Origin of the sequence: Pseudomonas sp. (genome assembly GCF_002796985.1) — a bacterium.
Classification (GTDB): domain Bacteria; phylum Pseudomonadota; class Gammaproteobacteria; order Pseudomonadales; family Pseudomonadaceae; genus Pseudomonas.
Genome location: NZ_PEKX01000020.1, coordinates 537,460 through 551,032, shown reverse-complemented (window position 1 = coordinate 551,032; position 13,573 = coordinate 537,460). Strand labels below are relative to the sequence as shown.

10 protein-coding genes are annotated in these 13,573 nt (G+C 61.4%); 4 read left to right on the top strand and 6 right to left on the bottom strand.

Going from position 1 to position 13,573, the window contains the following annotated elements; all coding sequences use genetic code 11:
* Window positions 1-650: 650 nt before the first annotated feature.
* On the bottom strand, window positions 651-1,745 hold the full coding sequence (locus CTR55_RS24820; protein WP_296290263.1) for an integrase core domain-containing protein: 1,095 nt from the start codon (window positions 1,743-1,745) through the stop codon (window positions 651-653).
* Window positions 1,720-2,043: a hypothetical protein gene (locus tag CTR55_RS24815; protein ID WP_296290262.1), complete on the bottom strand. Its 324-nt coding sequence runs from the start codon at window positions 2,041-2,043 to the stop codon at window positions 1,720-1,722. The genes CTR55_RS24820 and CTR55_RS24815 overlap by 26 nt, the downstream gene beginning before the upstream one ends.
* A gap of 938 nt (window positions 2,044-2,981) precedes the next feature.
* Here CTR55_RS24815 and CTR55_RS24810 point away from each other — a divergent pair.
* Together CTR55_RS24810 and CTR55_RS24805 are read left to right on the top strand one after the other, a co-directional pair.
* Complete coding sequence (locus tag CTR55_RS24810; protein ID WP_296290261.1) at window positions 2,982-4,340, top strand: OprD family porin; 1,359 nt, start codon at window positions 2,982-2,984, stop codon at window positions 4,338-4,340.
* A 540-nt stretch (window positions 4,341-4,880) separates the two neighbouring features.
* On the top strand, window positions 4,881-6,257 hold the full coding sequence (locus tag CTR55_RS24805) for an OprD family porin (protein WP_296290259.1): 1,377 nt from the start codon (window positions 4,881-4,883) through the stop codon (window positions 6,255-6,257).
* Window positions 6,258-6,332: 75 nt separating this feature from the next.
* Here CTR55_RS24805 and aguA read toward each other — a convergent pair whose 3' ends face one another.
* The 4 genes from aguA to CTR55_RS24785 all read right to left on the bottom strand — a co-directional run bounded on the left by aguA (window position 6,333) and on the right by CTR55_RS24785 (window position 11,099).
* Window positions 6,333-7,442, bottom strand: coding sequence for an agmatine deiminase (aguA, locus tag CTR55_RS24800; protein WP_296290257.1), 1,110 nt, complete (start codon window positions 7,440-7,442; stop codon window positions 6,333-6,335).
* Window positions 7,443-7,714: 272 nt separating this feature from the next.
* On the bottom strand, window positions 7,715-8,356 hold the full coding sequence (locus CTR55_RS24795) for a TetR/AcrR family transcriptional regulator (protein WP_296290255.1): 642 nt from the start codon (window positions 8,354-8,356) through the stop codon (window positions 7,715-7,717).
* Window positions 8,357-8,411: 55 nt separating this feature from the next.
* Entirely contained in the window at window positions 8,412-9,473 is a 1,062-nt protein-coding gene (locus CTR55_RS24790) for a polyamine ABC transporter substrate-binding protein (protein WP_296290253.1), read from the bottom strand.
* A gap of 246 nt (window positions 9,474-9,719) precedes the next feature.
* Window positions 9,720-11,099, bottom strand: coding sequence for a glutamine synthetase family protein (locus tag CTR55_RS24785; RefSeq protein WP_296290252.1), 1,380 nt, complete (start codon window positions 11,097-11,099; stop codon window positions 9,720-9,722).
* A gap of 278 nt (window positions 11,100-11,377) precedes the next feature.
* Between CTR55_RS24785 and CTR55_RS24780 the strand changes: the two genes are divergently transcribed.
* Complete coding sequence (locus CTR55_RS24780) at window positions 11,378-12,127, top strand: gamma-glutamyl-gamma-aminobutyrate hydrolase family protein (protein WP_296290250.1); 750 nt, start codon at window positions 11,378-11,380, stop codon at window positions 12,125-12,127.
* Between the two features lie 40 nt (window positions 12,128-12,167).
* Window positions 12,168-13,526, top strand: a complete 1,359-nt coding sequence (locus CTR55_RS24775) for a glutamine synthetase family protein (protein WP_138524425.1) — start codon at window positions 12,168-12,170, stop codon at window positions 13,524-13,526.
* The last annotated feature ends 47 nt before the right edge of the window (window positions 13,527-13,573 follow it).

Genomic DNA, 13,573 nt, shown 5'->3' with positions numbered 1-13,573 from the left:
GCTAAGTCAGCCCTTGACGGAGCTACGCGAATTGTTTTGCAAAGCATATTGCTGGTTAATGTTTTTGCATACTTATATGATATGACAATGTATGGTCCGCATCTTTATTTGAGATACGCTGGTGATGCAGGTGGGGAGCAGATTGGGCGGTTTACATTTATGGTTTTCTGCATAGGCTTGTGCGTAATTTGTATCTTGTATTGATAGATAGGTTTTCTAGATTTATGTACAGCTGCCGTATGGTCATTCTTATAGCTATGGCGGTGGCTAGTTTTTTGAATATATGTAGATTTATAGGTGAATGGGGAGATTTTGGGGGGTTGTGGCTGTGCAGGCTTTCTATGGCCAAGCAGTTTATTGCTACATATCTAAGAGGACAATTCGTATAGGGCCTGGCGGGATAACGATAGATTATCCGTGGGGGGGTGTCTGTCCCGTCCAAGTGTCCAAACCACTTTCCTCGCCTCGCGGCGGGGTGGAATTTCGAGTGCTCTGCTCGACTCTCCACCTCGCCGGCGCCTCGCTCGTCGGATTTTCTACTGATCCGCCGCTAATAGTTACCCTATTTTCGTCGTTTCCCCTCCTCTCACGCAGCTGAACTCCCCCGTTCCGTGGACAGGTGATTTCTCCGTGCGCAAATCCTTTGGCGCCTACCCGTCCAGGTAAAAACCGCAGAGCAAGCCGTCCCAGGCTTCAAACCATTCCACGCGTTTTACTACGCGCCGGTACGGATCGATCCCGCACCAAACTTCCCAAGGTGTTCGCCCTGCCAGGTTCTGGTGCGGCCGCACTCGGTTGTACCAAAAATCGAACTCCCGCAGTGCCACTCGAAGTTGCTCACCGTCCAGCACGCGCCATTGATCGAGTTTCGCCTTCAACGTGCCGAATAACCTTTCAATACGCCCGTTTTGCCAGGGGCAACCCAGGTCGGTGCGCTGGTGACGAATGCCCACCAGCCGCAGCGCGCCACTAAACACCTTGCCGGTGAAAACTCGCTCGTTATTCGTACGTATCGCCTTGGGTTTGCCGTAACGGCCGATGCTCAGAAACACATGGCCCAGCAAGGTCCAGGCGTTTTTGTTGGCGAGGCATTCCAAACGAAGCAGTCGCCGCGTGCCGTGATCGACCAGCCCGAAGATCGCGTATTGCCTCCCTTGAATGTCCTGCTTGCCGGTCATGTCCAACGCCCACACGGCGTTGCGTTCAGGTGAGTACGGTTTGCGCCTGCGCAATGCACGACGCTGGCGTTCCACTGCATAACGCTCGCGGCGCAGGGTGTAGGCAACAAAGGACTTGCTCACCGTCATCTGCCGGCGCTGAGCATGCAGGCGATTGAAGGTGTCGCTGATCCGCCGACATCCCGCCGCCGGCATCAAGGCTTTGAGGTGGACCAGTTCGTCAATGACCCTGGTGGGCTTGCGTGGCGAGCGAAGCGCTGTGCTTTGTCGGGTTCGTCGCCAGCCCGATTTCGGCGCGGAACAGTGCCCGGTAATGAACGTGCAGAAGAGGCCGATCAGCAACCGCCAGATTGCTTGCCACCCCCTGAGTGAAACCATTGTGCGTCCCTGACAAAAAGGACGCTTCATGCCGCCCAGGCGGAAGCGGTAGCATCGAACTGCGCCCAGCAAGTCTGGATAGTTCGAGTGTTGTGCGTCTTTTAACAACTGGATTTGAATACAAAAACCCCAGCCAACGGCTGGGGTTTTTCTTGCCTGCGATTTACCGCTGCCTACCTCGCTGCTCATGGTCGGCCTGATACAACGACCATGCATCAGAGGCCAGCACCAACAGCGAGCGGCTAACCGCGCAGCTGGGACTCAGCTCCGGGTCGCCCTGGCGCAGCGTGGTGAGCAGTTCGATCAGTGACATCAAGCGATACTCCGCCGCGTCGTATAACGCATCGGCGGGTGCCTCCGCGTTCAGGTACAGCGTGGCATTGCGTGGGTTGATGCTGTGTTGCGAGGCCGCATCCAGAGGGGTGAACCGCTCTGCGTTGCGGCGTTCAGTTGGGGCGGTGTGTGACGTATGATTGGCGTCAGCCATGGTCAGCTCCGTTTTAGCTGGTTGTGGTTAGCGGGCCGACGGTGTGCAACCACCGTCGGCCCGCGTCTTTTGCGTTATCGCAAACTCCTTTACCTGATCCGCGCCGTTCGGCCTTTCAGAATCATGTTCCGTGGGACAGGCCGCTCATGCCGCCAAGGGCGATTGCGCCAGGCTTGGCTGACTTGCGTGGCTGTCGAATGGCCGCCAGCTTATCGGCTTTGGGGTGGGCGCCTGCGCAGCTTGGGCGGAATGCTCCGCGTCCCGCAGTGTCTTGGGAATCGGCTGACGCAGATGGGGTGGGATGGCTCGGGAAGGTCTGTGTAGAACCCCATGAGTTGTCAGGAAATTCCTCGCCAGTTTTCCTAACGCCAGGACATTTCACACGAACTGGGTACCTCCTCAGGGAGGCGGCGGCGACCCATCTGCGTGCTACCATATATTTCCAAAAGAAATTACATAGTAATAATTAATTCTTTTTTGATTTATAGAGCTTCTTTTATCGTGGCCCCCAGCGTTGCCGTGGCAGCGAAGTGGGGTGGCGGGTATCCGCCAGGATGAAGGGGGCTCATGGCGGTTTTCCGCTGATTCTTCTGAAGGAATTTGCTTGCAGATTGTTCCGAGTGTCGGAATTGGCGGGGTGTCAGGCAGGTAAGGCCGGTTGGCCTGGGGATTGCCTAGCTACTGGCGCATGCCCAGTGCATCGCCACAACAAAAAGACACGAGATCCGATCCATGCCATTCCGTTCAACTGCTGCCTTCCCGCCTGCTTGCCTGCGCACGTCCCCCGTATAGGGGAGCGCCGAGACCACACCGAATACCGCATGCCGAGCGTGCTTGCCGCGCCATGGCTGCTGCTTGGCCGTTCGGTTGGGCCCCGCTGGAGTCAGTCGTCGCCCTGAATGGCCTGCTTTCAAGATCAATAAAATGGGGAAATTCCAATGAAAAGCCGCACTCTCACGCAATCGAGCCTCGCGCTCGCCATCGCTGCCGCAGGCCTCGCGCAATCCGCCGTCGCTGGTGGGTTCATCGAAGACAGCAAGGCCAACCTGACCCTGCGCAACTTCTACATCAACACCGATAACCGCAACGGTTCCAATGAGCCGAGCAAGCAGGAAGAGTGGGGTCAGGGTTTCCTGCTCAACTACACCTCCGGCTTCACCGAAGGTACCGTGGGCTTTGGTGTCGACGCGCTGGGCCTGCTGGGCGTGCGCCTCGATAGCGGCAAGGGCACACATTACAACCCGACCAGCTCGAACTTTTCCGGTACTGTCTTCCCCACCGATAGCGACGGTCGCGCGGTGGATGACTTCGCCCACCTGGGCGCCACCGGTAAGGTGAAGGTTTCCTCCACTGAACTGCGCTACGGCACCCTGCTGCCCAAGCTGCCGGTCGTGACCTACAACGACGGTCGCCTGCTGCCGCAAACCTTCGAAGGTGGCCAGGTCACCTCCAGCGAGTTCAAGGACCTGACCCTGATCGGCGGCCAGCTGGAACACATGAAGGGCCGCAGCTCCAGCAACAACGAAGGCCTGTCGATTGCCGGCGCGAACAACGCTCGCACAGGTGAGTTCGTCAACAAGTTCTACTACGGCGGCGGTGACTACAAGCTGACCAAGGACCTGACGCTGCAGTACTACTACGGCAACCTGCAGGACTTCTACAAACAGCACTTCCTCGGCCTGCAGCATAACTGGGCGATCGGCCCAGGCGTGCTCAAGAGCGACCTGCGCTACTTCCACAGCAGCGACGACGGCAAGAATGGCCACGACAAGAACTTCTACACCAGCGGTTACTACGGCAATGGCGTGACCAAGGGTGAGGTCGACAACCGCGCCTGGAGCGGCCTGTTCACCTACACCGTCAGCGGCCACAGCTTCGGCGCTGGCTACCAGCAACTCAGCGGCGACAGCGACTTCCCGTACATCAACAACGGTGATGGCGCGACCGCCTACCTGATCACCGACGTGCAGATCGGCAAGTTCCTGCGTGCCGGCGAGCGCACCTGGCAGGTCCGCTACGGTTACGACTTCGCCCAGGCTGGCCTGCCGGGCCTGACCTTCCAGACCCTGTACCTGCACGGTGACAACATCGACACCAAGTACGGTGACAAGAGTGAGTGGGAGCGCGACATTTCCCTGGCCTACGTGATTCCGGATGGCACCTTCAAGGGCCTGGGCTTTACCTGGAAAAACGCTGCCCTGCGCAGCGGCTTGCCGACCGCCGGCTCGGGCACCGCGACTCAGCGTGACCAGGATGAGAACCGCCTGATCGTCAGCTACACCATTCCGCTGCTGTAATCCTCACGGGCTGAAGACAAGCCGCCGACCCCGCAAGAGGTGGCGGCTTTTTTCATGGCGCCCGGATGAGCCTGGAGTCTGTTTTTCCGGAGTGAAATCTCCTAGGCCCAATCCGTGTTCTTCCTGCTGCGATCAGAGACTTCCCATTCATTTCCGGGGCGGCTCGTGCCTGGCCAAAAAACCAAGCGTGAGCAGGGTCAAAGATCGCGCAACGGACTTCCAGCTGTCCGCCGATTTCCCTCGTGCGGCATGCCCTTCTCTTATCGTGGCGCCGGTCGCACGGACCGGGGGAGAGGCATCGAGCAGGCCTTGCGGTGATGGAACGACGCAGCGGATGACGTTCGGAATGAGCCGCGATAATCAAGCGCAACCGGTCATCAGCGGAGCTCTAGACGGCGCAGATCGTCCTTGGATTCTCCCGTGCTGGCGCCGACTTTCACCTTCTCCCCCTCGTCGTGACCAGGACTGCCGTCATCCCATCCGAGTGCATTGCGCCGGTTGCCCGATGACGTGCTCACTAACATGTCATGGGGAATCGTCATGCATTACCGCACACTCAAGCGCTCGAGCCTGGCCGTGGCTATCGCCACCGTTGGCCTGGCCCAATCCGCCATCGCCGATGGCTTCATCGAGGACAGCAAGGCCAGCCTCGGCCTGCGCAACTTCTACATCAACCAGGACAACCGCAATGGGTCTGCCGCGCCGAGCAAGCAGGAGGAGTGGGGCCAGGGCTTCATGTTCAACTACGCCTCCGGCTTTACCCAGGGCACGGTAGGTCTCGGCGTCGATGCCCTCGGCCTGCTCGGCGTCAAGCTCGATAGTGGCAAGGGCAAGCAGTACAACCCCGACAGCAGCAACCTGGGCGGCATTGTCTTCCCCACCGACAGCCATGGCCGTGCGGTGGACGATTTCGCCAGCCTGGGGCTGACCGGCAAGGCCAAGGTCTCCGCGACCGAGCTGCGCTACGGTACCTTGCAACCCAAGCTGCCGGTGGTGACCTACAACGACGGTCGGCTGCTGCCGCAGACCTTCAGCGGTGGGCAGGTCACTTCCAACGAGTTCAAGGATCTGACCTTCGTTGTCGGCCAACTGGAGCACATGAAGGGGCGTAACTCGAGCAACTCCGACCAGGGGCTGTCGATCGCCGGGGCGAATGCTGGCGGCAAGTCGCAGTTCGCCCAGTACACCAACAAGTTCTACTACGGTGGTGCCGACTATCGGATTAACGAGGACACCACCGTCCAGTACTACTACGGCAACCTGAAGGACTTCTACAAACAGCACTTCCTCGGCCTGCAGCACAACTGGGATGTGGGTGTGGGCTCGCTGAAGAGTGACCTGCGCTACTTCCACAGCAGCAGCGACGGCAGTAACGGCAGCCATAACCCGCTCTACGCGACTACCGGCTACTACGGTAACGGTGTGACCCGTGGCAAGGTCGACAACCAGGCCTTCAGCGGCCTGTTCACCTACAGCCTCCAGGGCCACAGCTTTGGCATCGGGCACCAGACTCTTTCGGGCGACAGCGACTTCCCGTTCATCAACGACGGTGACGGAGCCTCGTCCTACCTGATCACCGACTCGCAGATCGGTAAGTTCCAGCATGCCGGCGAGAAGACCTGGCTGGCGCGCTACGGCTACGACTTCGCGGCGCTGGGAGTGCCGGGTCTGAACTTCCAGACCGTTTACCTGCGCGGCGACAACGTCGACACCGCCTACGGCAGGCAGACCGAGTGGGAGCGCGACATCAGCCTGGGCTACACCATCCAGGACGGTCCGCTGAAGAACCTCGGCGTCGCCTGGAAGAATGCTTCCCTGCGCAGCGGCCTGCCGGCGGCCAGCACGCCTGGTTCTGCCAGCCAGCGCGACCAGGATGAGAACCGCCTGATCGTCAGCTACAGCATTCCGCTGCTGTAACGCGGCGCTCCTGCTGGACTTGCAATGAAAAAGGCCGTCGCCCCCTTCGGGACGACGGCCTTTTTCTTCAGCGAATCAGCGCTTCTGCGGAGCAGGCTGCTGCTGGGTGATGCAGTGGATGTTGCCGCCACCCAGGAGGATTTCGCGGCCCGGCACCATCACTACTTCGTGCTCGGGGAAGATGCGCTTGAGGGTCGCTTCGGCCTCGGCGTCCGCCGGGTCGTCGAAGCGTGGGGCGATGATGCCGCCGTTGACGATCAGGAAGTTGACGTAGGAGCCGGCCAGGCGGATCGACGGATCGCGCGGCTGGGTGCCGATCACCAGGTCGATGCCTTCGCACTCGGCTTCGCTGGCGTGAATCGGGCCGGGGATGACGATCTTGTGCACGGTCAGTTGGCGGCCCTTGGCGTCACGGGCGGTTTCCAGCACGCGCATGGCGGCGTGGCAGCGTTCGTAGTTCGGGTCGTTCTGGTCGTCGGTCCAGGCCAGCAGCACTTCGCCCGGACGCACGTAGCAGCAGAAGTTGTCGACGTGGCCATCGGTCTCGTCGTTGAACAGGCCGTCCGGCAGCCAGATCACGGTGTCGATGGCCAGGTGCTCGCGCAGCACGGCCTCGATCTCTTCGCGAGTCATGTGCGGATTGCGGTTGTGGTTGAGCAGGCACTCCTCGGTGGTGATCACCGTGCCTTCGCCGTCGACATGGATGGAGCCGCCTTCCAGCACGAAGCCTTCGGTACGGTAGCCATCGCAGCGCTCGATGCCGAGGATCTTGCTGGCCACCTGGTCATCGCGGTGCCAGGGGAAGTACAGGCCGCCTTCCAGGCCACCCCAGGCGTTGAAGGTCCAGTCCACGCCGCGCACGTCGCCCTTGTCGTTGGTGACGAAGGTTGGGCCGGTGTCGCGCACCCAGGCGTCGTCGTTGCTGATTTCCACCACGCGGATATTGGCCGCGTCGGCCAGTTGGGCGCGGGCGTTCTCGTACTGGCCAGCGGACACGCCGATGGTCACCGGCTCGAAGCGGGCGATGGCCCGGGCGACAGCGCTGAAGGCAGCCTGCGCGGGCTTGCCGCCCAGGCGCCAGTTGTCCGGGCGCTCAGGCCAGACCATCCAGGTCTGGGTCTGGGGTTCCCATTCCGCCGGCATGCGGAAGCCATCGGCGCGGGGAGTGCTGGTCAGCGTGGTCATGGGGCGGGTCCTTGATGATTGCTTCGCGGAAGGTAAAGCCGATATCCATCGATGGGTATCGCAGCGCTCCACCCATCCTACGGAGTGGGTTATGTCATTCGGGAGGTCGTCGCCGTCGAGCGTTGCAGAGGGCCAGTATAGGTCGCCTGTCCTGTCATCGCGTCGGGTGTGTTCCCAGATAGGAGAGTTTATATCCGATAAAAATCGGTTTATGAAGGGCGAAATTGAAATATTGCGCCCGTCTATTCGGATATTTATCGGATAAAAATCGATTATTCCAGAGGTGAGGAGCGTTTCGGCAGGCAGGGTGGCAGATACAGCGAGAGGTAGGCGTCGATCACCCGCATGCCTTCCTCGGCCAGGCGCTCGGTAATCTGCCCGTGGCGCTGCACGGAGAGGGCGTAGACGCGGTCGCCCAGTTCGATGGCCAGGCTGAACACCTCGATATCCTGCGGCAGCGGCGGTAGCTCGAAGTGACGCTCGAAAAGTTCCCGCATGGCCTGGCCGAGTTGCACGTCGTGCTGGCTGTCGGCCTGGGTGACTTCGGCGAGGCCGTGGCTGGCGAGAATCAGCTGGCGCGCGGCGGCGTCTTCGGCATAAACGGCCAGGGTGCGTTGCTCCACCAGCCGCGCGAGGTCGCGCCAGTCGCGCAGGGCAGCGTGGTCGACGGGTGCTTCCAGGCAGGCGCGGAAGGCGGCGTGGACGTCGCTGGTCAGGCCCTGCAGTAGCGCCGGTACGCTGGGGAAGAAGTGGTAGACGGAGGAGGGCGGGATGCCCGCGCGCTCGGCCACCGCATAGATCGACAGGCCGGCTGCGCCGCTCTCGGCCAACAGTGCGCGGGCGGCCTCGAGGATCACGGCGATGCGTGCCTGGCTGCTGGCGCGGGGCTTGCGAGTGGTAGAAGGGGCGGGCATGGCGGTCTCCGGAGCTGGGCGGCTATTGGACGCCAGCTCCGGGGGGCTCGGCAAGTCAGCTGCCGCCGTCGCGCAGCTTGCCCCAGACTTCGGTGATGACCGGGGCAGTCTTCTCCGGCGCGGTTTCCAGGGCGAACAGGCGGCGCTTGGTCTCCTGGTCCGGGTAGAGGCCTGGCTGGTCGCGCAGGGCGGCGTCGAGGTACTGCGCGGAGTCCTTGTTGCCGTTGGGGTAGAGGGTGGCGGCGGTGATCTGCGCGGCGACCTTGGGTTGCATCAGGTAGTCGATGAACTTGAGGGCGAGGTCCGGGTGTTCGGCGCTGGTGGGCACCACCAGGTTGTCGATGAACAGCACCGAGCCTTCCTGCGGGACCACGAAACGTACCGGCTGGCCGGCATTGGCCGCGCCCAGGGCGTCGCCGACCCAGGCCATGGCGACGCACAGCTTGCCGCTGTTGAGGTCCTGGATATAGCGCTCGCTGTCGATGTAGCGCAGGTTCGGGCGCAGCTCGGCGAACACCTCGCCGGCACGCCGGATCTGCGACGGAGCGCTGCGGGCGAAGTTGCGGCCCTGGTAGTTCATCAGCACCGAGAAGGCTTCGTCCGGCGCGTCCAGCAGGCTCAGGCCACAGCTCTTCAGGCGCTGGCTCTGCTGCGGATCGAAGAGCACGCTCCAGCTGTCCGGCAGCTTGCCGCCGTAAGCTTTCTCGGCTTCGGGCTCGTTGATTGCCAAGCCCACGGCACCCCACAGGTAGGGCACGGCGTGCTGGTTGTTCGGGTCTGCCGCCGCGAGCTTGCTCAGCAGCTGGCTGTCGAGGTGGCTGCGATTGGGCAGCTTGGCGAAGTCCAGCGGCTGGATCAGGTTTTTCTTGATCAGCGCGGGCAGGTCGTTGTGCGAAGGCACGGCGACATCGATTTTTTCGCCTTTCTCCAGCGCCTTCAAAAGTTCTTCGTCGGTGCTGTAGGTCGTGTACTCGACCCGGATGCCGGTGTCCTTCTCGAAGTCCTTGAGCACTTCGGGAGCGATGTAGTCGTTCCAGTTGTAGACACGGATGACCTGGTCGGCCCAGGCGGACAGCGGGCACAGCAGCATCAGAATCAAGGCGTACAGGCGTGGCATTGGCGATCTCCCTGAATGAACCACGTAATCAGCGGACGCGGCATTCAATCGCCGCTCGAAAGCACAACAGCAAAAACACGACAGACGCGATGGACGCCCAGGCGGACGGATGGAGACATCGCGGGCAGGAAAAGACGCAACAGTGGGTCGCAGCGGCGCCCCTCCTCGCCGTCACGCTGTCGCTGTCCCCTTGTGTGCCAGAGGCACAAGGAAACGCCGGCACGAGGCCGGCGTTTCGTTTACCACTTATACGGTGTGCAAGTACCAGTTGTACTCGAGGTCGGAGATCGAATATTCGAACTCCTGCATCTCATGCTCCTTGCACGCGACGAAGATGTCGATGTACTCGGGGCTGATGTACTTGTTCATCACGTCGCTGTCGTCCAGCTCGCGCAGGGCATCGCGCAGGTTGTTCGGCAGGCTCTGTTCCAGTTGCTCGTAGGCGTTGCCTTCGATCGCCGGGCCCGGATCGACCTGATTGGTCAGGCCGTGGTGGACGCCGGCCAGTACCGCCGAGAGCAGCAGGTACGGGTTGGCGTCGGCACCGGCGACGCGATGTTCCAGGCGCACCGCTTCCGCTGCTCCGGTCGGCACGCGCAGGGCGACGGTACGGTTGTCCAGGCCCCAGCTCGGTGCGTTCGGCACGAAGAAGGCCGAACCGAAACGGCGGTACGAGTTGACGTTCGGGCAGAGGAACGCCATCGACGCCGGCAGGGTCTCGAGCACACCGCCGATCGCGTGGCGCAACGCGGCGTTCTGCTCGGGATCCTCGCTGGTGAAGATGTTATTGCCGTCCTTGTCGAGCAGCGAGACGTGCACGTGCAGACCGTTGCCAGCCTGACCCGGATAAGGCTTGGCCATGAAAGTCGAGTCCATCTCGTGGTCGTAGGCGACGTTCTTGATCAGGCGCTTGAGCAGGACCGCGTAGTCGCAGGCTTTCAGGGCGTCGTCAACGTGGTGCATGTTGACTTCGAACTGGGCCGGGGCGCTTTCCTTGACGATGGCGTCGGCCGGGATGCCCTGGGCACGGGCGCCGTCAATGATGTCCTGCAGGCAGTCGGCGTATTCATCGAGGTCGTCGATGGAGTAGACCTGCACCGATTGCGGACGCTTGCCCGAGATCGGCGAGCGCGGCGGTTGCGGACGGCCGTTCACGTTCTCCTGGTCGATCAGGTAGAACTCCAGCTCGAAGGCCGCGACGATGGTCAGACCCATGTCGGTGAACTTCTGCACCACTTGACGCAGCACTTCACGCGGGTCGGCGAAGAACGGCTGACGCTCTTCCATCTCGTGCATGGTCATCAGCAGCTGCGCGGTCGGGCGCTTCTGCCAGGGCTCCATGGAGAGGGTGTTGGGGATCGGGAAGCAGACGCGATCCGCGTCGCCAATGTCCAGGCCGAGGCCGGTGCTTTCTACCGTGGAGCCGGTGATGTCGAGAGCGAAGAGAGAGGCGGGGAGATTGATGCCCTTCTCATAGACTTTGGGCAGGTTGGTGCGTTCGATGCGCTTGCCGCGGACCACACCATTCATGTCTGCAATAAGGAGGTCGACGAATTGGACCTCGGGGTGTTCCTTCAGGAACTCACTCGCTTCTTCGAGCGACACGGCACTCTGGGGTACCGACATGATGTAACACCTTTATTGTTAAAAATTTCAATCATTCGAAAGCTGAGGTGTGAGTCAATCCGAATTGGCAAGGGTTGTCAATGTCGCACCAAAGTGGGGCGCATCAGTCGTGATGGGCCGGTTTTGGGGCGTTTCGAGCCGCTTTTAGTCAGCGGAGAGCCTTTGTTGGCGGGCTGTTCAGTGGGGCGTGTTTGATTTTTTACATGGCTATTGTGTAAAAAAATGAACAAGGCTAAGCTCGGCCTCAAGCCCATAACACTTACAAACACGGGTGTCCCATGTCTCGCCTGCCGTTAATCGGCGTGTCCGCCTGCCTCAAGCAGATCGGTTCCAAACCCTACCATGTTGCTGGCGACAAATACCTCAGAGCGCTGATCTCCGGGGCCTCGGGCATTCCTTTGATCATTCCCTCCCTGGGCGATGCCATCGACCAGGAAGCCATGCTGGCCGCGTTCGACGGTCTGCTCTTCACAGGTTCGGCATCGAACGTCGAACCTCATCATTATAGTGGCTCCGCCAGCATTGCAGGCACCCCTCATGACCCTGAGCGCGACAGCACGACGCTGCCGCTGATCCGTCGCGCCGTCGCGGCGGGCATTCCGGTGCTGGGCATCTGCCGCGGATTCCAGGAAATGAACGTTGCTTTCGGCGGTTCGCTGCATCAGAAGGTGCACGAGGTCGAGGGCTTCATGGATCACCGCGAACCTGCTGGTGAGCCGATCGACATTCAATATGGGCTGCGGCACGTCGTCGACGTGCAGCCGGGCGGCGTTTTCGCCGGTATCGGGCTACCCTCGCAGTTCCAGGTCAACTCTATTCACGGCCAGGGCGTTGATCGTCTGGCGCCCGGCCTTCGTGTAGAAGCTCTGGCGCCTGACGGGTTGGTTGAAGCCTTCTCCGTCGAAGGTGCGGCCTTCGCCGTCGGGGTGCAGTGGCACCCGGAATGGCAGGTCGAAACGAACCCCAACTATCTCGCTATCTTCCAGGCATTCGGCAAAGCCTGCAGCAAGAGGGCGGGGAACCGCTGAGTCCGGCGTTGGGGCCGGGCTCTCAAACCCTGAGGTCTTTATGACTAGCAAGTTAGACCAGCTGAGCGGCTGGTTGAAGGAACGCAAGATCACCGAAGTGGAATGCATGATCGCCGACCTGACCGGGATTGCCCGGGGCAAGATCGCGCCGACCGCGAAATTCCTCAACGAGAAGGGCATGCGCCTGCCGGAGAGTGTTCTCCTGCAGACCGTGACCGGTGATTACGTCGAAGACGACATCTATTACGACCTGCTGGACCCGGCCGACATCGATATGGTCTGCCGCCCGGACGAGAATGCCGTGTTCCTCGTCCCCTGGGCCATCGAGCCGACCGCGATGGTTATCCACGACACCTACGACAAGCTGGGGAACCCCATCGAGCTGTCGCCGCGCAACGTGCTCAAGCGCGTCCTCCAGCTGTATGCCGACAAGGGCTGGAAGCCGATCGTAGCGCCGGAGATGGAGTTCTACCTGACCAAACGCAGCGACGACCCCGACTACCCGCTGCAAGCTCCGATCGGTCGTTCCGGCCGCCAGGAAACCGGTCGCCAGTCCTTCTCCATCGACGCGGCGAACGAGTTCGACCCGCTGTTCGAGGACATGTACGACTGGTGCGAACTGCAGGGCCTGGACCTGGACACCCTGATCCATGAAGAAGGCACCGCGCAGATGGAGATCAACTTCCGTCATGGCGATGCCCTGGACCTGGCCGACCAGATCGTGGTGTTCAAGCGCACCATGCGTGAGGCCGCCCTCAAGCACAACGTGGCCGCGACCTTCATGGCCAAGCCGATGACCGGCGAGCCGGGCAGTGCGATGCACCTGCACCAGAGCATTGTCGACCTCAAGACCGGCAAGAACATCTTCTCCAACGCCGACGGCAGCATGAGCGAGCTGTTCCTGCACCACATCGGCGGCCTGCAGAAGCTGATCCCCGAGGCGCTGCCGCTGTTCGCGCCGAACGTCAACTCGTTCCGCCGCTTCCTGCCCGACACCTCGGCGCCGGTGAACGTGGAGTGGGGCGAGGAGAATCGCACCGTGGGTCTGCGCGTACCGGACTCCACCCCGGACAACCGTCGCGTGGAAAACCGCCTGGCCGGCGCCGACGCCAACCCGTACCTGGCCCTGGCGGCCAGTCTGCTGTGTGGCTACATCGGCATGGTCGAAGGCTTCAAACCCAGTGCCCAGGTCAAGGGCCGTGGTTACGAACGGCGTAACCTGCGCCTGCCGCTGACCATCGAGGCCGCACTGGAGTGCATGGAAGGCAGCAAGACCCTGGAGAAATACCTGGGCGACAAGTTCATTCGAGGCTACGTCGCGGTGAAGCGCGCCGAGCACGAGAATTTCAAGCGAGTAATCAGTTCCTGGGAGCGCGAGTTCCTCCTGCTTTCTGTCTGATCGGCGTGGGGTCCGGCGCGTGGCCGGGCCCCGTGTTTCTTAGAGAA